General features: G+C 59.0%; 25 protein-coding genes. 18 read left to right on the top strand and 7 right to left on the bottom strand.

Features of this window, described 5'->3' with window-relative positions:
* Positions 1-101 precede the first annotated feature (101 nt).
* Positions 102-2,057, bottom strand: coding sequence for an acetate--CoA ligase (gene acs / locus H598_RS0114325; RefSeq protein WP_028113617.1), 1,956 nt, complete (start codon positions 2,055-2,057; stop codon positions 102-104).
* 171 nt (positions 2,058-2,228) lie between these two features.
* On the opposite strand from acs, the gene H598_RS0114320 reads away from it, so the two are divergent.
* From H598_RS0114320 to H598_RS0114305, 4 genes are read left to right on the top strand one after another with little or no spacing between them, the layout of a single operon-like run.
* Positions 2,229-5,639: a hybrid sensor histidine kinase/response regulator gene (locus H598_RS0114320; protein WP_028113616.1), complete on the top strand. Its 3,411-nt coding sequence runs from the start codon at positions 2,229-2,231 to the stop codon at positions 5,637-5,639.
* Between the two features lie 48 nt (positions 5,640-5,687).
* Positions 5,688-6,383: a DNA-3-methyladenine glycosylase I gene (locus H598_RS0114315; protein WP_028113615.1), complete on the top strand. Its 696-nt coding sequence runs from the start codon at positions 5,688-5,690 to the stop codon at positions 6,381-6,383.
* A 1-nt stretch (position 6,384) separates the two neighbouring features.
* Entirely contained in the window at positions 6,385-6,921 is a 537-nt protein-coding gene (locus H598_RS0114310) for a GNAT family N-acetyltransferase (RefSeq protein ID WP_028113614.1), read from the top strand.
* Between the two features lie 42 nt (positions 6,922-6,963).
* Positions 6,964-7,401 (top strand): hypothetical protein, encoded by a 438-nt coding sequence (locus H598_RS0114305; protein WP_028113613.1) that lies wholly within the window; start codon positions 6,964-6,966, stop codon positions 7,399-7,401.
* A gap of 9 nt (positions 7,402-7,410) precedes the next feature.
* On the opposite strand, the gene H598_RS0114300 is transcribed toward H598_RS0114305, so the two are convergent.
* Together H598_RS0114300 and H598_RS0114295 are read right to left on the bottom strand one after the other, a co-directional pair.
* Positions 7,411-8,259 carry a LysR family transcriptional regulator gene (locus H598_RS0114300; RefSeq protein WP_028113612.1) on the bottom strand — a complete coding sequence of 283 codons (849 nt, stop codon included), beginning with the start codon at positions 8,257-8,259 and terminating at the stop codon, positions 7,411-7,413.
* Between the two features lie 133 nt (positions 8,260-8,392).
* A complete protein-coding gene (locus H598_RS0114295; protein WP_028113611.1) occupies positions 8,393-8,818 on the bottom strand; it encodes an A24 family peptidase in 426 nt (141 codons plus the stop codon).
* A gap of 197 nt (positions 8,819-9,015) precedes the next feature.
* On the opposite strand from H598_RS0114295, the gene H598_RS0114290 reads away from it, so the two are divergent.
* A complete protein-coding gene (locus tag H598_RS0114290; RefSeq protein ID WP_028113610.1) occupies positions 9,016-9,228 on the top strand; it encodes a Flp family type IVb pilin in 213 nt (70 codons plus the stop codon).
* 67 nt (positions 9,229-9,295) lie between these two features.
* Here H598_RS0114290 and H598_RS26600 read toward each other — a convergent pair whose 3' ends face one another.
* Positions 9,296-9,700, bottom strand: coding sequence for a hypothetical protein (locus H598_RS26600; RefSeq protein WP_156897060.1), 405 nt, complete (start codon positions 9,698-9,700; stop codon positions 9,296-9,298).
* Between H598_RS26600 and H598_RS24450 the strand changes: the two genes are divergently transcribed.
* Genes H598_RS24450 through H598_RS25660 form a run of 12 tightly spaced genes read left to right on the top strand, consistent with a single transcriptional unit; the run spans position 9,678 to position 20,194 of the window.
* Complete coding sequence (locus H598_RS24450; RefSeq protein ID WP_156897059.1) at positions 9,678-10,151, top strand: hypothetical protein; 474 nt, start codon at positions 9,678-9,680, stop codon at positions 10,149-10,151. The two genes, H598_RS26600 and H598_RS24450, sit on opposite strands and share 23 nt — an antisense overlap.
* Entirely contained in the window at positions 10,148-11,476 is a 1,329-nt protein-coding gene (locus H598_RS0114280; protein ID WP_211227304.1) for a type II and III secretion system protein family protein, read from the top strand. The genes H598_RS24450 and H598_RS0114280 overlap by 4 nt, the downstream gene beginning before the upstream one ends.
* Positions 11,473-11,940, top strand: a complete 468-nt coding sequence (locus H598_RS24445) for a hypothetical protein (RefSeq protein WP_035415946.1) — start codon at positions 11,473-11,475, stop codon at positions 11,938-11,940. Before H598_RS0114280 ends, H598_RS24445 begins: the two co-directional genes overlap by 4 nt.
* Positions 11,937-13,142, top strand: coding sequence for a CpaE/TadZ family protein (locus H598_RS0114270; RefSeq protein ID WP_028113608.1), 1,206 nt, complete (start codon positions 11,937-11,939; stop codon positions 13,140-13,142). The genes H598_RS24445 and H598_RS0114270 overlap by 4 nt, the downstream gene beginning before the upstream one ends.
* Complete coding sequence (locus H598_RS0114265; protein ID WP_028113607.1) at positions 13,139-14,407, top strand: TadA family conjugal transfer-associated ATPase; 1,269 nt, start codon at positions 13,139-13,141, stop codon at positions 14,405-14,407. The genes H598_RS0114270 and H598_RS0114265 overlap by 4 nt, the downstream gene beginning before the upstream one ends.
* Positions 14,404-15,318, top strand: a complete 915-nt coding sequence (locus H598_RS0114260; RefSeq protein ID WP_035415945.1) for a type II secretion system F family protein — start codon at positions 14,404-14,406, stop codon at positions 15,316-15,318. Before H598_RS0114265 ends, H598_RS0114260 begins: the two co-directional genes overlap by 4 nt.
* Complete coding sequence (locus H598_RS0114255; protein ID WP_028113605.1) at positions 15,319-16,188, top strand: type II secretion system F family protein; 870 nt, start codon at positions 15,319-15,321, stop codon at positions 16,186-16,188.
* A 15-nt stretch (positions 16,189-16,203) separates the two neighbouring features.
* Complete coding sequence (locus tag H598_RS0114250) at positions 16,204-17,310, top strand: tetratricopeptide repeat protein (protein ID WP_028113604.1); 1,107 nt, start codon at positions 16,204-16,206, stop codon at positions 17,308-17,310.
* Positions 17,307-17,825, top strand: a complete 519-nt coding sequence (locus H598_RS0114245) for a TadE/TadG family type IV pilus assembly protein (protein WP_035415944.1) — start codon at positions 17,307-17,309, stop codon at positions 17,823-17,825. The genes H598_RS0114250 and H598_RS0114245 overlap by 4 nt, the downstream gene beginning before the upstream one ends.
* Positions 17,818-18,381 (top strand): tight adherence pilus pseudopilin TadF, encoded by a 564-nt coding sequence (tadF, locus tag H598_RS0114240; RefSeq protein WP_028113602.1) that lies wholly within the window; start codon positions 17,818-17,820, stop codon positions 18,379-18,381. The genes H598_RS0114245 and tadF overlap by 8 nt, the downstream gene beginning before the upstream one ends.
* A complete protein-coding gene (locus H598_RS0114235; RefSeq protein ID WP_156897058.1) occupies positions 18,381-19,628 on the top strand; it encodes a TadE/TadG family type IV pilus assembly protein in 1,248 nt (415 codons plus the stop codon). Before tadF ends, H598_RS0114235 begins: the two co-directional genes overlap by 1 nt.
* Complete coding sequence (locus tag H598_RS25660; RefSeq protein ID WP_084144477.1) at positions 19,625-20,194, top strand: OmpA family protein; 570 nt, start codon at positions 19,625-19,627, stop codon at positions 20,192-20,194. The genes H598_RS0114235 and H598_RS25660 overlap by 4 nt, the downstream gene beginning before the upstream one ends.
* Before the next feature lie 38 nt (positions 20,195-20,232).
* Here the strand turns inward: H598_RS25660 and H598_RS0114225 are convergent, their stop codons facing one another.
* Positions 20,233-20,859, bottom strand: a complete 627-nt coding sequence (locus H598_RS0114225; protein WP_035415943.1) for a LysE family transporter — start codon at positions 20,857-20,859, stop codon at positions 20,233-20,235.
* Positions 20,860-20,961: 102 nt separating this feature from the next.
* On the opposite strand from H598_RS0114225, the gene H598_RS0114220 reads away from it, so the two are divergent.
* The gene (locus H598_RS0114220) at positions 20,962-21,831 is read left to right on the top strand and encodes a LysR substrate-binding domain-containing protein (RefSeq protein ID WP_051252737.1); all 870 of its coding nucleotides are present in this window, start codon (positions 20,962-20,964) and stop codon (positions 21,829-21,831) included.
* Positions 21,832-21,844: 13 nt separating this feature from the next.
* Here H598_RS0114220 and H598_RS0114215 read toward each other — a convergent pair whose 3' ends face one another.
* Together H598_RS0114215 and H598_RS0114210 are read right to left on the bottom strand one after the other, a co-directional pair.
* Positions 21,845-22,717: a DMT family transporter gene (locus H598_RS0114215; RefSeq protein WP_028113598.1), complete on the bottom strand. Its 873-nt coding sequence runs from the start codon at positions 22,715-22,717 to the stop codon at positions 21,845-21,847.
* A 160-nt stretch (positions 22,718-22,877) separates the two neighbouring features.
* The gene (locus H598_RS0114210) at positions 22,878-23,234 is read right to left on the bottom strand and encodes a YibL family ribosome-associated protein (protein WP_028113597.1); all 357 of its coding nucleotides are present in this window, start codon (positions 23,232-23,234) and stop codon (positions 22,878-22,880) included.
* Positions 23,235-23,340 lie beyond the last annotated feature (106 nt).

The following is a 23,340-nucleotide window of genomic DNA, read 5'->3' as shown; positions in this document are numbered from 1 at the left end:
GGTAGGCGAGCGTTGTGACACTTTTATGACCAGGGGCGGGCGACCAGACAGAAAAAAGCCCCACCGAGGTGGGGCCGGGCAAGGGTAACGATAGGTGGTTATCAGGATTCGTTGCGATTCAGACGGGCTTCGATAAGGCTATCGATGACCGTTGGATCCGCCAGGGTCGAGGAATCACCCAGGCTGCCTACCTCGTTGGCAGCAATCTTACGCAGGAAGCGGCGCATGATCTTACCGGAACGGGTCTTGGGCAGTCCGGGAGCCCACTGAATCAGGTCCGGCGTGGCCAGGGCGCCAATCTCGGAGCGCACCCACTGGCGCAGGGTTTGCCGCAGGGCTTCGGTTTCCTCGGTGCCCTTGTTGAGGGTGACGTAGGCGTAGATCCCCTGGCCCTTGATGTCATGGGGGTAGCCCACTACGGCCGCTTCGGCCACATCCGGGTGGGCCACCAGAGCGCTTTCCACTTCGGCGGTGCCGAGACGGTGGCCGGAGACATTGATGACGTCGTCCACTCGTCCGGTAATCCAGTAGTAGCCATCCTCGTCGCGGCGGGCACCGTCACCGGTGAAGTACATGCCGCGGAAGGTCTTGAAGTAGGTCAGAACAAAACGGTCGTGATCGCCGTAGACACTGCGCATCTGCCCGGGCCAGGAATCCAGCAGCACCAGATTGCCTTCACCGGCGCCATCAATGAGGTTGCCCATGTTGTCTACCAATGCCGGCTGCACACCGAAGAAGGGCCGGGTGGCGCTGCCGGGTTTCAGATCCGTGGCTCCGGGCAGCGGCGAAATCAGGATGCCGCCGGTTTCGGTCTGCCACCAGGTGTCGACGATGGGGTTCTGCTCTTTGCCGATGACGTCGTAGTACCAGCGCCAGGCTTCCGGGTTGATGGGTTCCCCCACCGAGCCCAGCACCCGCAGGCTGCTGCCGTCAAAACCGTCGAAGTGCGCTTCGCCTTCGGCCATCAGGGCCCGAATCAGTGTCGGCGCGGTGTAGACGATGTTGACCTTGTGGCGATCGATGATCTCGCCCATTCGGGCCGGGCTGGGCCAGTTGGGCACCCCTTCGTGCATCAGCAGGGTGGCGCCATTGGCCAGCGGCCCGTACACCATGTAGGAGTGACCGGTGATCCAGCCTACGTCGGCGGTGCACCAGTAGATCTCGCCATCGCGGTAATCAAACACGTATTCGTGGGTCATGGAGGCGTACACCATGTAGCCGCCGGTGCTGTGCAGCACGCCCTTGGGGGTACCGGTGGAGCCGGAGGTGTACAGGATAAACAGCGGATCTTCGGCGCCCATCTCTTCGGCGGGGCAATAGGGAGAGCTGACGGCCATCAGTTCGTGCCACCAGATATCGCGTCCCTGCTGCCATTGAATGTCCCCTCCGGTGCGCTTCAGGCAGATCACCCGCTCGACCGTGGTGACGTCCGGGTTGTCCAGGGCGGCATCGACGTTGGCTTTCAACGGAATAATCCGGCCACCGCGAACCCCTTGATCGGCGGTGATCACCACCTTGGACTTGCCGTCGATGATGCGGCTGGCGATGGAGTCGGGGGAGAAACCGCCGAAAATCACCGAATGGATGGCGCCGATGCGGGCACAGGCCAGCATCGCCACTGCGGCTTCCGGCACCATGGGCATGTAGATGGTGACCACGTCGCCGCGCTGGACGCCTTGGCCGCGCAGGGCGTTGGCAAAGGCACAGACCTGCTGATGCAACTGGCTGTAGGTCAGGGTTAACTGTTCGGACGCGTCGTCCCCTTCCCAGATAATCGCCGGCTGGTCGCCGCGGCTGTCCAGGTGACGGTCCAGGCAGTTGTAGGAGGCGTTAAGGGTACCGTCGTAGAACCACTTGATGTACAGGTTGTGGTCATCAAAGGAGACTTTGCGGATCTTGGTGTAGTCTTTGAACCAGCTGATGCGTTGACCGTGTTCACGCCAAAAGCCCTCGGGATTGACCACCGATTCCTGATACATGCGGCGGTATTGTTCTTCGTTCACTTTTGCGCCGGCGGCGAAGTCGGCATTCACCGGATAGAGAGACTGCGTGCTCATCGAGGAATCCTTCTCTTGATTCATGTCGTGTTGACTGTGAGTTTTGCAAGATGGCCGGAGTTCAACCATTAGACATTGGTCTAGCTAATTGAGCATAGTTGCCTGCGGTGACTTTGCGCTAACTGGTTGAGCTGGCATGATAAGCGTTGAAGGAATAACGAGAATAACAACATGAATTCGACCCTGCTGATCGGCATTGCCGCCCTGTGCTACCTGAGTCTGCTGTTTTTGATCGCCTGGGGAGGCGACCGCTATATCCGCCAGATTCCGGGTCGGGTCAAGCGTTGGGTGTATGGCCTATCGCTGGCGGTGTATTGCTCCAGTTGGAGTTTTCTGGGTACCGTCGGTCAGGCCACCACCGATCCCTGGGGGTTCATTCCCATCTACATCGGCCCCATTTTGCTGTTTACCGTCGGTTTCGGGGTGATTCGAAAACTGGTAACCGTCTCCAAACAGCAAAGCATCACCTCGGTGGCGGATTTCATTGCCGCCCGTTACGGCAAATCTCAGCTACTGGCGGCCCTGGTGACCCTGATTGCGGTGTTCGGCATCATGCCTTACATCGCCTTGCAACTGAAGGCGATGGTGCTCAGCTTTAGCCTGTTTCAGCCTGGTACCAGTGCCATCGAAGGGGACATCCTGGCGTTGCTGATCTCGGCGGTGCTGGCGGTGTTTGCCATCCTGTTTGGCACTCGCAAGCTGGACGCCACCGAACACAATCCCGGGCTGATGCTGGCCATCGCCTTTGAGTCGCTGGTGAAGCTGGCCGCTTTCGTGGGCGTCGGCCTGTTGGTGGTATTTGGCCTGTTTGATGGCCTGGGGGACCTGTTGGGGCAGGCTCGGGCCCAGGGGCTGATGACCGAGACGTCCCACAACCTGCACCTGCAGCGACTGTTACCGGAAACGGTGTTATCCATGGCGGCATTTTTGTGCCTGCCACGAATGTTCCATGTCATGGTGGTGGAGTGCGATAAGCCCAGGGCGGTGGAACGTTCACGCTGGCTATTCCCGAGTTACCTGGTCATTTTCAGCCTGTTTGTGGTGCCATTGGCGTTGGCTGGCGGCCTATTGCTGCCCGACGGTGCCGCTGCCGACACCATGGTGATCAGTCTGCCGCTGGCCACCGGTCACTTCTGGACTGCGGTGGTGGCGCTGCTGGGGACCATCTCGGCCGCCACCGGCATGGTGATCGTGGCGGTGGTGACCATCTCCATCATGGTGTCCAACGAGTGGCTGGTGCCGCTGCTGCTGCGTTCCGGGCGCATTCGCAGTCAAAACTTTTCTCAGTTTTCCAACCTGCTGCTCAACACTCGCCGCATCACCATCATTTTATTGCTGCTGGCGGGGCTGCTGGCCTACCAGAGCATCACTTCGCAGGAGTCGCTGGCACGGTTGGGAATGCTGGCCTTCGGGGCTTTCGCTCAGCTGGCCCCGGGGCTGGTAGGGGGACTGTACTGGAAAGGTGGCAACCGCAATGGTGTTCTTAGCGGCCTCACCATCGGTTTCATCCTGTGGTTTGTGGTGATGCTGCAGCCGGAACTGGGGCAGCAGACCAGTGTGTTTGGAGTCAGCCAGACGGTGGTGGACCTGTTCCTGGCCCTGTTGGCCAATGGCCTGTTTTACGTGGTGGGGTCGATGGTGTTCCGGGCCGGGGTGGCGGAGCGGATTCAGACCAGTGCCTTTGTGCAGTTGCCGGAGGAGCGCCGGGTCACCAGCAAGTTACTGGGGGTGGTCACTCAGCACGATCTGTTGCTGTTGGCATCGCGGTTTGTGGGGCCGACCCGGGCCTATCAGAGCTTTTCCGATTTCAGTCCCTCCAGCGTCGATTCCCGCTCTTGGGGACGCAGTGCCCCCCTGGAGCTGATCGCCCATACCGAGCGCCTGCTCTCCAGCGTGCTGGGGGCATCGTCGGCGGACCTGGTGATGGACAGCGTGTTGCGGGGCCGGGATCTGGCCCTGGACGAAGTGTTCTCGCTGATGGACGAAGCCAGCGCCAAGATCTTATTGTCCCAGGACATGCTTCGCGGTGCCATCGAACACGCTTATGAGGGGATGAGTGTGGTGGACCAGGATCTGAAGCTGGTGGCCTGGAACAAGCGCTACCAGGAGCTGTACCACTACCCGGACGGCTTCCTGCAACTGGGGATGTCGGTGGAGCAGATCATCGAGTTCAACGCCCAGCGAGGCTATTGCGGCCCCGGCAGCATCGAGGAGCACGTCAATCGACGGGTGCACTTTATGCGTCAGGGCAGCGCCCACAGTTCTGAACGCCGTCGTCAGGATGGCCGGGTGATCAGCATTCGGGGCAATCCCATGCCCGGTGGTGGCTTCGTGATGACCTTCACCGACATCACCGAATTTCGGCAGCAGGAGGCGCAGTTGCAGGCGCTGAACGTGACCCTGGAAGCCCGGGTGGAGGAGCGCACCCGGGAGCTGGCCAGCCTGAACCAGAAATTGCGGCTGGCCAAGGAAGCGGAAGCGGAGGCCAACCAGAGTAAGAGTCGATTCCTAGCGGCCATTGGCCACGATTTGATGCAACCATTGAATGCCGCCCGGCTGTTCACGGCGGCCTTGGCACAGCACCAGAAGCTGGACCGGGCGCTGTTGCCGACGGTGGAGAACGTGTCTGGTTCTCTGCATACCGCCGGCGATCTGCTGGCGGATCTGCTGGACATCTCCAAGCTGGAGTCCGGCACCATGGAGGTCAACCGCAGTGACGTCAATGTGATGGACATCCTCGAGCCCTTGGTGACCGAGTTTTCGGCCCTGGCCAGCAGCAACGGTCAGCGCTTTTCCGCCCACCTGCGTTCCTGCAGCATCAACACCGACCCCAACCTGTTGCGGCGAATTGTGCAGAACTTTCTGACCAACGCCCTGAAATACGCCCCCAAGGGGCGGGTGGTGATGGGGACCCGCTTGCATGGCGGACAGCTGGAGATCCAGGTGTGGGATAATGGCTGTGGCATTGCCGACAATAAGCTGGGGGAGATCTTCTACGAATTCAAACAACTGAACCTGCATGCCCGGGTGGGGGGCATTGGCCTGGGACTGGCGATTGTGGATCGCATCAGCAAGGTACTGGGTCATACCCTGAAAGTCCGCTCCTCGTTGGGGGAGGGGTCAATGTTTTCGGTAACCTTGCCAGTGACCTCGGCTCCAGTACCGGCCCGCAGTGCGCCCAAGCTGGTGTCTTTGAGTCCGCTGCAGGGGGTTCGGGTGCTGTGCATCGACAATGAGTCGGCGATTCTGGCAGCCTTGTCCACATTGCTGGAGCGTTGGCAATGCGAGGTGGCCTTGGCGGAAAGCCTGGAAGAAGCGATCATCGAGATGGGGCTTAAGGGATTCAAACCGGACATCATGCTGGCGGATTACCATCTGGATGACCATCGCAATGGCCTGGACGCCATGGATGAGATTCGTCGCCGCTACGGTGCCGAGGTGCCCGGAGTGCTGATCACTGCCGATACCCGTGAGGAGCTCAAGCAGGAGGTGGCTCAGCGCGGCTACCGTTACATGGCTAAAATGGTCAAACCGGCGGCGCTTCGGGCCATGGTGTCGGCGCTGGTGTCGGAGCAAGATTAAGTCGTCCCCGATCGAAGGCGGGGCTCAATCAGGAAATCGTGAAACAGAATGAGTAAACAGGAACCCTTTAAGGCGCTCTGGCAGCGGGCCGCCGAACGTAAAGGGGGCGATGCGGCCTTGACCGCCTTGTTGCCCCTGACCGGCGATGGGGCGGCGTCCCTAAGCGATGCCCAACTGCTGTCGGCCATGAGTGCCCAGATCTTTAAATCCGGATTTGTGTGGCGGGTGGTCGACAACAAATGGCCCGCGTTTGAGCAGGCATTCTGGGGCTTTGACCCACAGAAACTGCTGCTGATGTCACCGGAGCAGTTGGATCAGCGAGCCAGCGATCCGGCCTTGATTCGCCATGGCAAGAAGATGCAGGCGATCATGGACAATGCCCAGATGGTGCAGGCGTTGGCGGAGGAGCATGGCAGCTTCGGCCATTGGCTGCGTCAGTGGGACAGCCGCGATGTCATCGGCCTGTGGGCGGAGCTGAAGCGGAGGGGGAGCCGACTTGGCGGTAACACCGGCCCCTATTTTTTGCGCAGTGTCGGCATCGACACCTTTCTGATGACCGGAGACATCATCGCCTACCTCAAGGCTCATGAGTTACTGGATGCGTCACCCACCTCAAAACGGGGCCAGAGTCAGGCTCAGGCCGTCTTCAATCGCTGGCTGGATGAGAGTGGCTTGCCCCTGGCCAGCTTGTCGCGGGTGGTGGCCTGCTCGGTGGGCGATAATCGATTGGGAGTCACCGACTAGTATGATGATTCAAGGTAATGGGGTACGTCTGCGCAGCCTGCGAGTAGAGGATGCGGCCGAGTTTTACCTCTGGTCTTGTGACCCGGAGGTGGTGCAGTACAGCCTGTCCAGTTTCTCCCTGCCCAAGTCCCAGGCCCAGTATGCCCAGTGGCTGGCTCAGGTTAATGATGAGCGCGGCAGCGTGTCGTTGGCGATTGAGTGCCCGGACAGCGGTGCGTTGATTGGCTATGCTGGAATCGTTGGCATCAGTCAGCTTAACCGTTGTGGCGAGTATTTTATTCTGATCGGTGACAAGCGTTACTGGGGGCGGGGACTGGGGACTGAGGTGACCCGGTTGGTGACCGAATACGGATTCCGGCAGCTGGGTCTGAACCGCATTGAGTTGACCGCCTTTGCCAGCAACCCCGCCGCAGTCAGGGCTTATGAAAAAGCCGGCTATGTCCACGAAGGGGTGCTTCGCCAGGCGGGGTTTCGGCATGGCCGCTTTCTGGACAAGGTGATGATGGCGGCGTTGGCCAGCGACTGGCTGGCACGCTGACGGCCGTCGACGCCCGAGTGATACCACTAAGGAGAGTGCGTGATGACACCAACAACCGCATCGACCCCCTGGCACCTGTGGCTGGTGGCAATACTGGCCTTGCTGTGGAATGCTGCTGGGGCCTTCGACTATCTGATGACCCAGACCCGGCATCAGGACTACATGGCCCAGTTTACCCAGGAACAACTGGCATTTTTCTATGCTTTGCCGTCCTGGGTAGTCGCCTGCTGGGCGCTGGCGGTGTGGGGGGGCGTGCTCGGGGCTCTGCTGCTGTTGCTGCGCTCCCGTCGTGCCGTGGGAGTGTTGCTGGTGTCCTGGTTGGCGATGATGGTGACCACGGTGCACAACTATGGCATCAGCGATGGCATGGCGGTGATGGGGGATCCATTTTCGTTGGGGTTCATCGCAGTGATTTTTATTGTTGCCTTGCTGTTGTACCTCTATGCCCGAGCCATGGCCGCTCGAGGGGGGCTGCGCTGAACCTGGCGGTCATTCTCTGTGGCTGTGTTGGGTCACCACCGTCAGGATTCGGTCGGTGAGATCGTACATGTCGAAATGCTTGCGAAACTGCTGTGACGCCCGCAGATAGAAGTTGACCCGATGATCGCTGAGCTCGGTGGCCGTTTGCGGCGCCGGCAGCGACCAAGGCGGGGCGATCAGCAACTGCCCCGATTGATTGCCGCCGTCTTGCAGCAGGGGGGCCGCCGCAGCCTGCACCCACAGGCAGTCATCGCCAATGTTGAGGCCGTGATCGGCGGCGATGGCGCTGACGTCTTTCTGCTCCAGGGTACTGGAATAGAAGACCCGTTTGATGGTGTCATTGCCTTCGGCGGCACTGCCGTGTTGCATCAGCAGTGGCCGCTCCAGCATGATGTCCCGGGCCGGTATCTGATCCGCTGTGCGACCAATCCCCAGCAGCAGGTCCCGCTCCTCAGGGCCGGCGGCAAGCGGGCCACTGAAACGGCTAATGGTCAAATTGAGGCTGCTCAATTCAGACAGCACGCGAGCGATGGCCACCACCAGATCCGGGCTCAGGCCGTCATCGAAGGCGATACTCAGGGACTGCTGCTGGTTCAGCTTGGCGAACTCACTCATCATCTCGTCCTGCAGTCGCAGCGCTTTCTGGGAATAGAGGAACACCAGTTGCCCTTCGCGGGTCAGTCGCAGACCGGCACTTTTTTCCAGTAGCCGTTTCCCGAAGTGTTGTTCGACCTTTTTGACGTGTTGTGATACTGCCGGCTGAGTCATAAACAGGGTGGCCGCGGCGTCGCTGTAGCTGCGCTTGTCGGCGACACAAGCAAAGGTTTTCAGGAACTTAACATCGATAGAGTGTTTCATCTTTCGCCCCGTTGACGGTCGTCGGTGCCAAGACCAGTACTGATGGCTGTGTTTTCCCTACCCGTTGTCATTACCCTTCCTGAGTCTCCTTTTGATTCTAGAGTGATAATTTCGCTTTTGCTCAGTTGTCGGGCTAGCCGATGGCAGACAGTGCCACTGCGGCCAACCCGGCCGGGGCGATGGCCAGCCCATAGGGGACGCCACGTTGGCGTAGCTGCTGTCGATTGCTCAGCCACAATGCGATGGCAATCAGTGCGCCGAGCACACAGACCACAAACAGCACGCCAGGGTAGAGTGCCGGGCTAATGCCAAGGGAGTAAGCGGCCAGTAATTTACTGTCTCCGGCTCCGAATATATTTAGCATGGTTAATAAGAAGCCGACAGCAATTGTAATTGCTGCCTGGAATAGCTGCTGGTCTATCGTTTTGGAATCGGACATAAGGGTAATAATTACAGTAATTACTCCAATTAAAACCACTGTTATATTTGATATTTTTCTTTTCCTGATGTCAGACATCATCACTATCAGGCTGAGTGCCCCTAATACAAGTAACGACATTTTTCCACCCCATTAAGTACCATGGCATTCAATACGGTATCGGCAAGATGAAACCAGGCTTTAACAAATTCTTTTCATTTTTTCTTATAAAAATATAAGCAGAAAACGCTATGTCAGGTTTGAGATAAAACCCTAGTATTGGAACGGCAAAGCAATACTAACTCACTGTAGCCAAATTAAATTCGGGAAACCTGATTATGTTCGATTTTATCAAATCTAAATTTTACCTTTCATTTGGTCAATATATTAAGGACGAGCGCGGTGTGACGGCGGTGGAATACGCAATTATTGCGGTTGCCATGTCGGCGATTATTCTGGTCGTATTCAATGACGGCTCCCTGAAAACCGCACTGACCAGCGCCATCACTTCGATTCAGGGCAACATGACTTCGGCAGGCACTGCCAACTAATTAACGTTGTCAAAAAAGTATCGTCCGACCATCATTTCGGCACAGGTGGTTCCGGCAGTCTGCTTGGTCATTCAATCAGCCTGCCGGCAGCCGAACCAAATATCGAATAAGAGCAGAGAGGAGGCCACCCCTCCTTTTTAGTAGATGCCATGACTAGGTTATTAATTTTTTTGATGATATTTGGAGTGGTACTGTTTACCATCTTCTCCCTGGAGGGGATGTTAATTACTCCAGCACCGAAACTTAATGCGACGGAATCGCCAATAAAAGTGGTTGAGGTGGCGAGGTTAAGCCGCGATGTGTCGAGAGCGGAATCGATCTCGCCAGCATCGGTAGAGTTTTTTTCACTGAATGAAAATGAGGTGCTGAGTAAAAACATTCCAACCGCAAAGTCGTTGAATCTTACCAAGGGAAGTGTGTTTGCTGGTGATTTCAAATCAGGACAGTTCTTGTCGGCGGAAATGGTGTCCAACCCAGGAGACGCCGGTTATCTGGTTCTGTCCATCGGGGATAAGTACGTTCCCTATTTCTATTCGTCTAACGACAACCAAATAATCGAAACTGTGCCCATTGCCGTGGGTGATCGCGTCAGTTTTGTGTCCACTACCTCATCGACCCATAACATTAAGGAAGCCGGTTACGCCGAGATGGCGGACATCACCAGTCGAGTGATTGTCGATGACGCCAAGGTGATTCAGGTGCTCAGCACTCCGGTCGAGGCCGGTGAATCGGAACAATCCAGTGCCAGCCTGCTGATTGCCCTGACGGTAGAGCAGATTCTGCATCTGGAGATGGCCGGCAAACTGGGAGACATCACTCTGGTGCCATCCCACCTGACTGGCAAAACACTGTCGGTGAAAAGCAGCGACATCATTGAGCGGTTAAGTGGCGTGCGCGAGATGCGGGCCGGGGAGGCACAATGAGACTCAGCTGGCACATGTGCACAATGGCGATCCTTGCCACCCTGCTGTCCTGGCAGGTGCTGGCGGGCTCTCTCAACCTGGATCAGGGGGCAGCCACGACGCTGCGATCGACCACCGCCATCGATACGGTGTTTGTGTCCAACGCCAAGGTGGCCGACTACAAGGTGGTGGATAACTCCAGAGTGGTGGTGTTTGGTGTCAGTCCTGGTCTGTCTACCATCATCCTGTACGACGAATCCGGCAATGAACTGGCTAACCACACTCTGGTGGTCAATCTCAATCCGGTGGTATTGGAGCAGCTGATCTCGGCCCATTATCCGGATGAAAAAATCACCATCCGTAACGTGCTGGAACAGGTGGTGCTCGAAGGCACGGTCTCCAGCGAGACGGTCAAGCAGTCGGTGTACGAGCTGGTTGGGGAGATGCTCAGTAAAGAGGTGCAGGTCAACGAAGTGGTGGTCAACGACAGCAATGGGCATGAGTTGGCCAACCTGGAATTTGGCCGCATCAGCGTGTTTCGCGGTGTGATCAACAATCTCAAGGTACTGGCCACCGAACAGATCAACGTCAAGCTGACCGTGGCCGAAGTCTCCAGTGGCCTGCTTAGCCAGCTGGGGGTCAGTTATGGCTCCGCCGGCGCCGATACCGGCCAGTTTGTGGATTACCTGCTGGATTTCTCCGCCGAAGACATCATCTCGGTGATCGATGCCAAGAAGGACGAGACCCTGGGCCAGGTACTGGCCGAGCCCAACTTGTCGGTGATCTCCGGTGAGTCAGCCAGCTTCCTGGTGGGGGGCGAGATCCCCATCGCCGTTCGGACCGATGATACCGTTTCCATTACCTACAAGGAGTACGGCATCAAACTCAACATCGTTGCCAAGGTGATGGACTCGGACAACATTCGTCTGTCGTTAATGCCTGAAGTCAGCTCCGTCGATGCCAAGAACTCTTACGAAGGCACCCTGGCCAACATTCCGGCCCTGAAAACCCGCCGCGCCCACACCACGGTGCAGCTGAAAGACGGCCAGAGCTTCGTGCTGGCGGGGCTGTTGACCTCCGAGGAGCGCGAGCTGCTGTCACGGGTTCCGTTGCTGGGAGACATTCCGGTGCTGGGAAGCCTGTTCAGCCGAACCGAGTCTGATTACAGCAAAACTGAGCTGATCATCGTCGCCACCGTCAACCTGGTGCAACCCACCTCGCCGGAGCAGATTCGGTTGCCGATGATGCAACGGAGCAGCGACATCGAGCGTTTGCTGGGGCTGGAGTTCAATGGCTCTGAGCGCCAGGCCCTGCAACCGCTGTTGACCGAAGGAGGGTTCAGATGAAGCCCATGATACTGATTCTGGTACTGCTTCTGGGCGGCTGTTCGGTGCCCATGTCGGAGCCCAACCGGGTGACGGTTCGGCAGATGGAAAGCCAGTTGCAGATAGTTTCGGCACGCTTACCCGGTGCTCATCAGCGAGCACACGCGTTTCTGACCCCGTTGCGCCAGCACAGCGATCGTCTGGAGTTGACCCTGACTTTTGGACCCGGCGCTCGGCCTCTGGCTCTGGCCCTGAAACAGGCGGCCATCGATGCGGGCCTGTCACCCCGGTCGGTGACCCTGAAGCCAGCGGCGTCCACTGGGACCGATGCCCTGACCATCGACGCCGACTACCTGTTGATCGAGGGCCAGCAGTGTGGCGTGGTCAGCCTCAAATCGGCTCAGGATTACCGCTTTGGCTGTTCGCTGGAGCACAACCGGGTCCATACCCTGGTTAACCCCTTGCCAAGGAGGCTGCAACCATGAACCTGAGCAGTATCTTTAAGGCCGGCGCCACCGAGAAAAAAACCGTGCGCCAATGCGGGGATCTGGTGATCTCTGCCGACAGTGAATTGCTGGAGAAAGTCACTGAAATCTACGCCATCGAGGGCTTTGGAAAACCGCTGACTCAGGCGGTGCTGGCGTCGATACGAAGCTGGGCCGACAAAGACAACGGCAGCCGCAACCTGGTGCTGGATCTGCGTCATTGCGATGAGGATGAACTGCGGTTGGTGGTGGAAGCCAACACCACTCAGCTGGATGTGCAGATTAACGTGGTGATTCTGGGGCTGATGGATTCCATCAGGCTCAAAAATTGGGTGGAGTCTCAAGGGGCCCGTTACCTGTTGTGGGAGGGCAACCTCAATGGCCTGATTCACTGCATTGGTGAGCTTCGTCGTCCGGGGACGACGGCTTCCGGAGTGCGGGCCCGTACCGCCAAGCGGATTCTGGTTCTGGGGTGCAAGGGGGGCGTTGGTGTCAGCTGCGTCAGCAGTGCCCTGGTGCATCTGTTTTCGGCCAAGGCCGGTTTGCCCACCTTGCTGGTGGAACACGATAACGGTGCCATCAGCAGCGATCTTTACCTGGGGATCGAGGGGCTGAAGGTGCGCCAGAACAGTGCCGACCTCAGCCACAAAGAGATTGACGCCTCCATCGCTCGCACCTACCTCAACCGGGTCAACGACCGTGCCGACAGCCTGATGCTGGAGAGCGTCAACAGCTGTGTCGGGTTTCACGGTGCCAACCTGCTGGAGCTGTCGCGGCAGCTGGCTCAGGATTACAATTTCATCGTCGATTCGGTACCGGCCACCTTGTTTGATGAGATCAACGATCCGGGCTTTGTGGAGCGGTATCACCGCATCTTCCTGGTGCTGGACCCGTCGGTGTCGGCGCTGCGGGCGTATCAGCAGATGAAGCGCAAGCTGGACAAGGTGCCGCATCAGGTGATCCTCAATCAGTCCCGCCCCAACGGCGATTATGCGTTGTCACTGGCCGACGCTCGCGACAAGCTTAAGATGGAGTCGGCCTTGGTGCTGGCCTATGAGCCGGGGCTGGAAAAGGGCTTGATTCAGAAAGGCGACGGCTTCTGGAGTTCACGCAAGTTGCTCCGCACTCTGGCGGTGATCGTCGATGAGCTGGCGGGTAAGCGGCTGTATGGCGGTCGTGGCCTGAGGTGGTTGTCACGATGAGTGTGCTGAAGAAAATCTACATCGATCTGCGGGATGAGATCTTCGATGCCATCGACGCCGCCAGTATCGCCGACGTCAGCCACGAGGAGCTGCAGGAGCAGTTGCGGTTGTCGGTGGATCTGTTGGTGGATCAGCGTCAGTTGCAGGTCACCAACATTCAGCGCATGGAGTTGGTGCGGGCATTGTTCGCCGAACTCAAAGGCCTGGGGCCACTGCAGGTACTGCTGGAGAACGACGACATCTCCGACATCATGATCAACGGTCCCAACGATGTGTTTATCGAGATTGGTGGTCAGGTCGAGCGCTCCGAGGTGCAGTTCGTCAACGAGAAGCAGCTGAACACCATCGCCAAGCGCATCGCCTCCAACGTCGGTCGGCGCATCGATGAAGCCAAGCCGTTGTGCGATGCCCGCCTTGAAGACGGCAGCCGGGTCAACATCGTGATTCCGCCGCTGGCCATCGACGGCACCTCCATCTCCATTCGCAAGTTTAAGCAGCAGAAGATCAAGATGGAGAACCTGGTGGAGTTTGGCGCCCTGACCATGGAGATGGCCAAACTGCTGTCCATCGCCTCGCACTGCAAGTGCAATGTGCTGATCTCCGGTGGCACGGGTTCGGGCAAAACCACGCTGTTGAACGCGTTGTCGGCCTTCATTGGCGAGCGGGAGCGGGTGGTGACCATCGAGGATGCCGCCGAGCTGCAGCTGCAGCAGCCCCATATTGTGCGCCTGGAAACTCGCCAGGCCAGTGTCGAGGGCACCGGCGCCGTGGATGCGCGTGAACTGGTGATCAACGCCCTGAGGATGCGCCCGGATCGCATCATCGTCGGTGAGTGCCGCGGCGCCGAAGCGTTTGAGATGCTGCAGGCGATGAATACCGGCCACGATGGCTCGATGTCGACCCTGCATGCCAACAGCCCCCGCGATGCCATTGCCCGGGTGGAAAGCATGGTGATGATGGCCACCGCCAGCCTGCCACTGGCTGCCATTCGTCGTTCCATCGTCAGCGCCGTCGACCTCATTGTCCAGGTTAAGCGCCTGCACGATGGCAGCCGTAAGGTGATGTACATCTCCGAGGTGGTGGGGCTGGAAGGGGAGAGCGTGGTGCTCGAGGACATTTTCCGTTTTGAGACCGGCATCGATGGCTTCTCTGGCAACCGGATCAAGGGCGATTTTCGCACTCCGGGTCTGTCCACCCGCTCGGTGATCTATGAGCGGGCTCGCTTCTTTGGGCTGGAGAATGAGTTGCGGGAGATCTTTGAATGATCAGCCTGGGCATGGTGGTGTTGCTGCTGGCCTTGTTGTGGCTGTGGTGGCGCCGCCGCTGCAGTGAGCGCCGGCTCAACCAGTTGATTGGCCTGGAGCGGGGCGGCGAGCCGATGGCGGTGGCGCGGATGGTGATCGATGCCTCCCGCTTCGATGCCAGCCTGAAGACCCGGTTGCGGCTGCACTGGCAGGCGTTGCTGAAACTGATGGCTCCCAAGCCTGGAGCCAAGTTGCTGCTGTTTGCCGGCGTTGCCACCGGGGGGCTGGTGGCCCTCAACGAGATGTTGCTGCATCAAAGCCTGATGCCGGTGTTGGGCTGGGGGTATCCGCTGGCATTTGTGGTGTTTGTGCTGCAACTGAAACGGCGTCGCGAAGCGCGGTTCCAGGACGATTTCCCCGATGCCCTCAACATCCTCTCCGGTGCGTTGTCGGCAGGCCAGAGCGTGGTGCACGCCTTCGAGTATGTGGGGGAGCAGCTGGATAATGAGGTGGGCCGTGAGTTTAAACTGATGTCGGAGCGGCTGTTGATTGGTGAGGATCCCGATGACGTTCTGCGACGCAGTGGTGCGTCGTTTCCCTATGTCGAGTACTTTTTCTTTGTCTCCACCATTCGCCTGAACCTGAGCCGGGGTGGCCAGCTTAAAGAGGTGATCAATCGCATCAACCGGCTGATGTTCGATGCCCGCAGCCTGGATAAGAAAAAGAGCGCCCTGACCTCCGAGGCGCGGGCGTCGGCCAAAATTGTGGCGGCGCTGCCGCTGATCTTCCTGCTGATCCTCAAGTACACCAGCCCGGAAAACTACCATTTCGTGATGTTCGAAGAGGGCGGCAAGCCGATCTTCTACTACGTGCTGATCAGTGAACTGATCGGTTTTGCCTGCATCGCCTGGATTTTGCGGGGGGTGGAATAGATGACTGGCCTGCCTCCCTATGGGTTCTATCTGGTGGCGCTGCTGTGTGCGCTGTTGCTGGCTTGGGTCGGGGTTCGAGTCTGGGAGCGGTTTGCCATTCGCTGGAGTGTCAATTCGCTGCTGGGCAACGCTGGTTCAGAGCCGGTGCGAGGCCAGTGGTGGGACCGGTTGGTGTCCCCCTTCAGTTTCAATCAGGGCGAGGTAGAGAAAAAGCTCCATGCCGCCGGCATCTATCCGCGTTGGGTGGCGCAGAGTTACTACTTTCTGAAGTTCATTCCGTTTGTGGTGCTACTGGCGGTTGCCCTGTATCTGCTGTTGCGGGGCCATTTGAGTTCGACTCGGTTTGTGTTGTTGATCAGCCTGTCGGCAGTGGGGTTTCTGGTCGTGCCGGATCTGTACCTGGAGATGCGGGCCAAGCGGCTGATTCGTCAGATCAGCGGCCGTTTGCCCTTCCTGCTGGACTTGATGAACGTCTGTGTCCACACCGGCATGACCATCGAAGCCTCGTTGGCGCACCTGGCCGGTGAGCTGGTGATGGTGGATCCGCACCTGGCCCGGGTGGTGCGGGTGACGGTGGAGCGCTCCAAGGTGGTCGGCATCGAGAAAGCCATTAATGAATTTTACGAGCTGGTGCCCACCAGTGAAACTCAGAGTTTCGTGATGACCATAGTGCAGAGCCTGCAGTATGGCTCATCGGTGGGGCCGGTATTGTCGTCTTTGGCGACGGACATTCGCGAGATCAACATGATGAACCTGGAGGAGAAAATCGGCAAGTTGGGCGCCAAGATGTCGATTCCGCTGATCCTGTTCATCATGGTGCCCATCGTGGTGCTGATCGCCGCGCCGGGCATCGTCCGAATGATGAGTTAACCCTGAGGTGGAGCCATGCATAACGTTGTAACCGGGCTGTTTCTGGCCCTGATCCTGGTCGGCTGCGCCAGTCGCCCTGTCGAGGATCCGTTGGCGACCCGGGAAGCGCTGCTGCTGGCGTCGGGCAATCAGGTTGGCCTGGTGGCCCACTACAAGGCCAACTTGAACCAGCGGCCCGAGTATAAACAGCGGCTGATCAGCCTGTACCTGGATCAGCAGGATCTGCGTTCGGCCCAGCTGTACACCACCCTGCTCAGCGAGCAGGAGCGACGGCAACCACAGGTGCGGCTGGCACTGGCCCGAATACAGTGTCTGCAGCAACGGTGGTCGCAGTGTGAGTCGCAGTTGCAGCAGTATCGCCAGGCCGGTGGCGATTCGGTGCAGACCCTGCTGCTGCTGGGGCGGGCCAGTGCCGCCCAGCAGCAGTTTGAACAGGCCATCGACCAGTTTGAGGAGGCCCGTCGCCTCGGGGCCAGCGACCTGCAGGTGCAGAATAATCAGGCGGTGGTGTACCTGATGCAGCAGCGCCCGCAGCAGGCGCTGGCATTGTTGCAGCCCCTGTACCTCAGCCACCCGGAGGATGGCGGCATTCGCGCCAATTTGATTGTGGCGGCGATTCAGGCGCAGCGGCCGCTGCTGGCGCTGGAGGTGTTGCGTCACCGCGATGACGAGCAGCAGGCCAAACGCCAGTTGCAGGCGCTGATGGCCGGGGTGCTGCCCGCCGACAGCCAGCCGGTGCTGTGGCGCAAGTCGCCGCCGTCACCGGCCTCGAGTTCCCCAGGGACCACCGCCCCGGCGCCGCCACGCTCTCAACCTTTTGAACCCGCGCCGCGGCCTCAGTCCGGCGAGGGCCCGGCTGCCTGCGCCGTGCCCGCTGACGGCCAGGACAAGCGATTCTGCGTTCAGGTGACCTCCTGGGACCGGCCGCTGAGCCGGGGCATGCGCCGCGACTTTATTCAGCGTTACGGCTCACTGTTTGAACAGCAAGTCCAGGCCAGGTATCGCTACTGTGTCGGTGATTTCGATACCGTCGGCGAGGCCAGCGAGTTTCTGGCTCAGGTGCGCGAGCCCCGTGCCTTTGTGGTGACCCAGTCCAGCTGTCATCAGCAGGTCGCGCTGTGAAACGTCAGCGGGGAACCGTGGCGGTGGAGGCCGCGCTGGGCCTGCCGCTGCTGATCCTGATGGTGCTGGCCTGGTTGGAGTTTTGTGTCCTGACCTACGCCATGGCCGCCACCGATCATGCGTTGGCGACGGCGGTGAATGCCGCCAAACGACAGGGGAGTCTTAGCTCTACCGTGGTGGCGGATTACGAGTATGCCTTGCTGCAGGCGTTGCGGGAGAACGGCATCCAATGGTGGATGAGCAGTGAGGAGTTGGGTGCGGTACGGGCAGAGGTGGTCTATTTCTCCGATCTGTCGGCGCTGGCTCAGTGCAGTCAGGGCGGCGCTGAGCTGCAAAGCTGCGCCCAGGCCTCCAGCTCCGGCCTTAATGCCTCGGTGGCGGTGTACCAGGTGGATTACCGTTACCAGCCGATGTTTAACGTCTACCTGCCCGAGCTGCGGGTGCACCGCGAGGTGGTGGCGGTGCAGGAGTATCAGCGCTGTAAGTTCAAGTACTGGGGGGGATGCGATGGCTAACAGCAAAGGGGTATTTACCGTTGAGCTGGCGATGGTGTTGCTGGTGCTGTCTGGCTTCTTCGCCATGCAGGTCAATTACATGATTGCGGTCGCGAAAAAGGGAGCTCTGGACCGGGCGGCCTTCTCGGCGGTGACCCTGGTGTCGGAGCGGCGGCAATTCTTCGATGATGAGGGCCAGATGTGTGGCACCAACGGCAATGACGCCAGCAAGTGCGCCAGCCTGGTCAGTGACATTGAGGCCATCGTCGCCGCCGGCCTGGCGCGATCCATGGCCAGTTTTGATGCCAGTGCCCTGGTGGTGGTGGTGGAGGAGTACATTCCGGCACCGCCAGCGGCGTCCTATGCGGTGCGCAGCAGTGGCAACCGGCAGGGCTGTGGCTTTGCTTCCATCAATCACAGTGGCATGGATCCATTGTCGCCGCTGACTTCCAAGGCTCGGAAGTTGCCAATCTACCAGGTGTCGCTGTGTTACCGAACCGATTTTAATCTCATCGGTGTGTCTCAGGGCGACCCGTTTAACATCGTCGCCAGCTCCATCTCCTACGCGAGGTTCTGATGAAACGTTCAGCATTACCCAGACAGCGAGGGGCGGCGATGATCGTCTTTGTCGGCATGCTGCCGGTGATGATGATGCTGTTTGCCTTTGCCATGCACCTGGCTCAGCAGATGCTGGCCCATGCGCGTCTGCTGGAGGCGGCCGAGGTGGCCAGCCTGGCGGTGGCGGCCCAGCATGAGGCCACCCAGACCCAGTCGGAACAGCTGGCACAGCAGATTGTCGATTTCTACATCAAGGACAACGTCGGTGCCCTCAGTGTCAGCGTCGGTCAGGATGCCTGCACCTACGCCAGTGGCTGTATGCAGGAGGCGGGGGAGTTGGCGCCGTCGATGCAAACCGATGTGCAGGTGCATTCCCGCTACGACAGCTGGCTCAGTTTTGATTCCATCGGCATCAAAGAGCAGTTTGAGCTCAAGGGCGGTTCCCTGTCCAAGCGCTACCTGCCTAAGCCGGTGGACGTGTACCTGATTGTTGACTTCAGTTACTCGATGAACTGGACCTGGACCGATGGCCAGAAGAAATACACCATAGTCAAAGACACCCTGTCGCGGGTGGTGGATCAGCTTAAGCTGTACAATAAGTACAATCAGGACAAGAGCCGCATCGCCCTGATCGGTTTTAACCGCTTCAGTGTGCGTAAGGTCGGCGGTTCGCGGACGCTGTACAACATGGACATCTACGACAACGTCACCGACACCGTGGCGCATATGTTTGAGGACAAGCCGGCGGCATCCAGTTACTACCAGTCTTACAGCTATTACTACCCAAAGAACTTTCATGACATTCCCCTGACCGAGGATTACGACCACTTCCTCTCAGAGCTCAATACCATGACCGCCAATGCCCGCAATGCCGGTACCTACTCCTGGCAGGGAATGCTGAGGGCGGCGGTGGTGTCCGATGAGGCCACCAACCTCAATCCGGACCAGGTGTTTATTGTGCTCTCCGACGGCCATGACAACACCAAAACTTACAATGGGATTAAAACCAACCGCTATCTGAAGATGTTGGTGGGGGCGGGGTTATGCCAACAACTGTTTGACAACATGCGCGGCAAAACCGGTCGCCATGGCGAGGCGATTTCGGTCAAGGCCGGGGTCATCGGCGTGGACTTTCTGTTGGATAAAGAGAGTAACGGTTTCTACAACTGCGTGGGTGAACGCAACATCTATCACGCCAGTCAGGGGCCGGACGTGTACAAGTACATTTTGCAGATGCTGAACGAAGAAACGGGACGATTGGAATGACAATATCGACGCACTTTTGGGCTGTCGGCGTGCTGATGGCCGCCGTCTCTGCCGCCCCGGCGTTAGCTGGTTGCATGGACAGCCAGGCGCTGTATAAGCAGAGCAGCCGTGAACGAGCGGCCTACCAACTCAGCCATCATGATCGTGGCCGGTTGCTGACGGTAACAGCGGTGGCGACGGAGGCCGAGTCCACCGAGCAGCAGTCCCTGACTCAAGCCTGCGCCTTTGATCCGCAGCGGCTGACCTTGTTGCTGCACTATCCACTGGATCACTATCGGTTGTCGGTGGAGCATAAGCAGGCGTTGCTGGAGTTGCTGGTGATGGTGGAACGGGAGGGCCAGTTGGGCATCGGCGTGGCCGGCCACGCCGATCGCTTGGGGAGCACGGACTACAACCTCGGCTTGTCCCGGCGCCGTTCCAAAGCCGTGGCAGAGTTTATCGCCCAGGTGCGCCCGGACCTGCACCTGGAATCCGTGGGTTACGGAGAAGGCAGCCCGGTGTGCAGCCGTGCTGACAATGACCAGCTGGGCTGTAACCGGCGGGTAGAGGTGCGACTGTTGCTGTAACGGCGCCGCATTGGCGTCGTTGTCGCGAACGTGCTCGGTTAATCGGCCAGGGCCAGTCGAGTGCCCAGGCCGATCATCGCCACGCCGATGATACGATTGAGTCCGGTCTCGATGCGGCTCAGACGCTTTTGAGCGCCGGCAGTGGTCAGCAGCATCGCCACCGCGGAGAACCACAGCAGGTGGCCCAGAGCGATAACCAGTCCAAGCAGCAATTGCTGATTCGGTCCGGCCTCGGCATCGGCGACTTGAGTAAAGAGCGCCACGAAGAACAGGGCGGTCTTAGGATTGAGGGCATTGCACAGAAACCCCTGTTTGGCCATGGTCCAGTGAGCAATCGAGACGGACTCGTCGGTTGATGTGGCGCCGCCATGTGCGGGGCGCTGGCTCAATAGGGCGGTGATGCCGAGCCAGATCAGGTAACCGGCGCCAAGGTAGCGAATCAGCTCCAGCATCCAGATGGCCTGAGACATCAGGTAACCCAGCCCCATCACGGTATAGCCGATGTGCACCGATACGCCGGCGGCGATGCCGGCGGCCGTGGCCAGGCCGGCGCTTCGTCCCTGGGCGAGGCTGTTGCGCACCGTGACGGCGAAATCCGGCCCGGGACTGATGATGGCCAGGGCGATGATGGCGGTCACCAGGGCCAGTTGAGGGTCAATGATCATGATGTCGGTCTCTTGTAGGGTTTGGGCTGATGATTATTGGCTGGAAAAGCGGCTGATAAAAGCGAATAATACACGCAAATACTGTGAATAAATCTCACGAATATGACGCTTAGAAACCTTCCACCTCTGGCACCCCTTATCGGATTTTGTACTGCCGCCAAACACCAGAGTTTTACCAGGGCTGCTCAGGAGTTGAATCTCACCCATGGGGCCATCAGTCGCGCCGTAAAACAGCTGGAAGACTACTATGGGGCGGCGCTGTTTCAGCGTCGGAATCGGCGCGTATTTCTGACCGATAAGGGGCGCTATCTGGCCGAGCATGCTTCGGTGATGTTGACCCAGTTGCAGGGGCTGAATGAACGCATGCGGCAGCCGGAAGGCGCCAGCCTGGCGGTGTCCTGCGAACCGTCGTTGGCCATGCGTTGGCTGATGCCCCGCCTGAGTGGCTTTTATCAGCAGTCTCAGGTTGCAGATGTGCACCTCTCTACGGCGGGAGGACCGGTGGACATGGTGGCCCAGGGGCTGGATCTGGCCATTCGGCGCTCTGACTTTAAGTGGCCCCAGGATTATTGGGTCAGTCCACTTGGCAGGGAGAGCATCGGTTTGGTGTGCCACCCCGACTATTGGTTGCGACACCGTGATGGGGCAACAACCTTACTCCACAGTCGTACCCGACCTCATGCCTGGGAAGATTGGCAGGCGTTGGCCGGCCAACCCTTGCTGGCGGAGTCCGAGCGCTATTTCGATCACTTCTATTTCAGCCTTCAGGCCGCCGTCGCCGGGCTCGGCCTGGCCGTAGGGCCGCGTTCTCTGGTGGTGGATGATATGGAGCGGGGCCACCTGATTGCGCCCTTTGGCTTTGTGGAAACTCGGGTCGAGTATGTGGCGTTATCATTGACTGATCCGGCCCGCTCGGGAGGCGTGCAGCAGTTTATTGATTGGTTGGCTCAGGAGCTGAAAGGGGCGCTGTAAGGGCGGCGACAGCCTAGCTCCACATGACGATGATGGCAGCCACCGCGATCAGCACCAGCCCGGCCGCTTCTTTCAGTTGCACCCGTTGCTTTAGCCACAAGGCGGCGATGGCCAGAGTAAAAAACACCTCGATCTGACCCAGGGTCTTGACGTAAGGGACCGCGTTCAGGGCCATGGCGGAAAACCAGCCAATGGAACCGATGCAGCTGCACAGGCTGACCAGAAACGTGGCTTTGGGGCGTTGCCACAGCGCTAACAGAGTCGTCCTGTCCCGCAGGCCAAGGTAGCCCAGCAGCAATAGGGTTTGCAGGCCGATCACCAGTACCAGCACCCAGGCGGCACGGTGGGGGAAGGGCAGCGGCAGCACCAGGCTGGCTTCCCGAATCCACAGTGAAGTCAGTGCAAACGCAGTACCACAGGCCAGGCCGATCACCAGGGTCGTCCCCGACAACTGGCGCCAGTGACCGCGGCCACTGAGCAGCACCACGGCGACGGCGCCGACGCAGACCCCAAGCCAGCCCAGTGCAGACAGGGGCGTACCAAACAGCAGGGTGCCGAGAATGGCGGCCATCAGGGCTTCGGTTTTTGCTAGTCCGGCGCCGACGGAGAAGTTCTTCATCTGGAACAGCCGCACCATCAGGCCCGTTGCCACTATCTGCATCACCGCCGCCCCGACAATGAAGCCGGTTAACGGCAAAGACAGCTGTGGCAACGGAGCCGGGCGCCACAGGTGCAGTGTCCCCAGGTACAGCAGCGCCAGCGGTCCGGCGTACAGAAAACGCGCTAGGGTGACGCCAGCGACCTTGACCTCTTTGCTGAGCTGGCTCTGCAGGGCATTGCGCCACGACTGGGCAAAGGCGGCGAGCAGGGTAAAGGCGATCCACATGGCGGGGTCTCACAGATTCAGGGCAGGGGCTCAGAGTGTGGCATTGGCGCGCGAAAGTCCAACGGCATCCTCAGGCGTTGTTGGCTCAAAAACGGGCCTGGGCTCAGAAACAACCACGCCGGCATTGAGCCGGCGTGGGTTTGGAGGCGATGGCCTGGGGTCAGAACTTCTTCGGGGCAAAGCCGGTGACTTCGCTGATGCCCATTTCGCGGCCCAGGGCGGTCATCGGGTGAACCACCTCCAGTCCACGGACCGATTTTTTCAGTTTGCCCATGTCCGCCTGCTCCTCTTTGGTCAGCACGCGTTTAAAAGGCAGGTTACTGACCTTATTCCCTTTTTGGCTGATTTGACGGGTCTGGGTCTTCTTGACGTTGTCGATCTGTTTGGTCAGAGCCTGGCTTTCTTCAAAGAACTTGTCGATCATCGCCACGTCACCGCGCTCGTGGGCGGCATTCAGTTTACGACGGACTTTATCCAGCCGGTTATTCAGTTGCTGGAGCTCTTGTTTCAAATTCATGGTGTTACCTTAGATTGTGGGCCGGAGAAAGGGCGCGGGCGCTGCCACCTTCCGTCGCAATAGCGTAGTATACCTTGTATTGACAACAACGTGTGAACCTCGAGGC

The sequence above is a fragment of the Ferrimonas kyonanensis DSM 18153 genome (genome assembly GCF_000425405.1).
GTDB lineage: Bacteria > Pseudomonadota > Gammaproteobacteria > Enterobacterales > Shewanellaceae > Ferrimonas > Ferrimonas kyonanensis.
The sequence above is the reverse complement of the archived record's forward strand: the minus strand, read 5'-3'. Positions and strand labels throughout refer to the sequence as shown.

What these genes read in the sequence shown, in the direction of transcription:
- H598_RS25660 (WP_084144477.1), top strand. Translation starts at nt 19,625, where the DNA reads ATGACAATATCGACGCACTTTTGGGCTGTCGGCGTGCTGATGGCCGCC.
- acs (WP_028113617.1), bottom strand. Translation starts at nt 2,057, where the DNA reads ATGAGCACGCAGTCTCTCTATCCGGTGAATGCCGACTTCGCCGCCGGC.
- H598_RS0114270 (WP_028113608.1), top strand. Translation starts at nt 11,937, where the DNA reads ATGAACCTGAGCAGTATCTTTAAGGCCGGCGCCACCGAGAAAAAAACC.
- H598_RS0114265 (WP_028113607.1), top strand. Translation starts at nt 13,139, where the DNA reads ATGAGTGTGCTGAAGAAAATCTACATCGATCTGCGGGATGAGATCTTC.
- H598_RS0114260 (WP_035415945.1), top strand. Translation starts at nt 14,404, where the DNA reads ATGATCAGCCTGGGCATGGTGGTGTTGCTGCTGGCCTTGTTGTGGCTG.
- H598_RS0114235 (WP_156897058.1), top strand. Translation starts at nt 18,381, where the DNA reads ATGAAACGTTCAGCATTACCCAGACAGCGAGGGGCGGCGATGATCGTC.
- H598_RS0114225 (WP_035415943.1), bottom strand. Translation starts at nt 20,859, where the DNA reads ATGATCATTGACCCTCAACTGGCCCTGGTGACCGCCATCATCGCCCTG.
- H598_RS0114295 (WP_028113611.1), bottom strand. Translation starts at nt 8,818, where the DNA reads ATGTCGTTACTTGTATTAGGGGCACTCAGCCTGATAGTGATGATGTCT.
- H598_RS0114300 (WP_028113612.1), bottom strand. Translation starts at nt 8,259, where the DNA reads ATGAAACACTCTATCGATGTTAAGTTCCTGAAAACCTTTGCTTGTGTC.
- tadF (WP_028113602.1), top strand. Translation starts at nt 17,818, where the DNA reads ATGGCTAACAGCAAAGGGGTATTTACCGTTGAGCTGGCGATGGTGTTG.
- H598_RS0114255 (WP_028113605.1), top strand. Translation starts at nt 15,319, where the DNA reads ATGACTGGCCTGCCTCCCTATGGGTTCTATCTGGTGGCGCTGCTGTGT.
- H598_RS0114305 (WP_028113613.1), top strand. Translation starts at nt 6,964, where the DNA reads ATGACACCAACAACCGCATCGACCCCCTGGCACCTGTGGCTGGTGGCA.
- H598_RS0114220 (WP_051252737.1), top strand. Translation starts at nt 20,962, where the DNA reads ATGACGCTTAGAAACCTTCCACCTCTGGCACCCCTTATCGGATTTTGT.
- H598_RS0114320 (WP_028113616.1), top strand. Translation starts at nt 2,229, where the DNA reads ATGAATTCGACCCTGCTGATCGGCATTGCCGCCCTGTGCTACCTGAGT.
- H598_RS0114315 (WP_028113615.1), top strand. Translation starts at nt 5,688, where the DNA reads ATGAGTAAACAGGAACCCTTTAAGGCGCTCTGGCAGCGGGCCGCCGAA.
- H598_RS0114250 (WP_028113604.1), top strand. Translation starts at nt 16,204, where the DNA reads ATGCATAACGTTGTAACCGGGCTGTTTCTGGCCCTGATCCTGGTCGGC.
- H598_RS0114280 (WP_211227304.1), top strand. Translation starts at nt 10,148, where the DNA reads ATGAGACTCAGCTGGCACATGTGCACAATGGCGATCCTTGCCACCCTG.
- H598_RS0114215 (WP_028113598.1), bottom strand. Translation starts at nt 22,717, where the DNA reads ATGTGGATCGCCTTTACCCTGCTCGCCGCCTTTGCCCAGTCGTGGCGC.
- H598_RS0114310 (WP_028113614.1), top strand. Translation starts at nt 6,385, where the DNA reads ATGATGATTCAAGGTAATGGGGTACGTCTGCGCAGCCTGCGAGTAGAG.
- H598_RS0114290 (WP_028113610.1), top strand. Translation starts at nt 9,016, where the DNA reads ATGTTCGATTTTATCAAATCTAAATTTTACCTTTCATTTGGTCAATAT.
- H598_RS24445 (WP_035415946.1), top strand. Translation starts at nt 11,473, where the DNA reads ATGAAGCCCATGATACTGATTCTGGTACTGCTTCTGGGCGGCTGTTCG.
- H598_RS0114210 (WP_028113597.1), bottom strand. Translation starts at nt 23,234, where the DNA reads ATGAATTTGAAACAAGAGCTCCAGCAACTGAATAACCGGCTGGATAAA.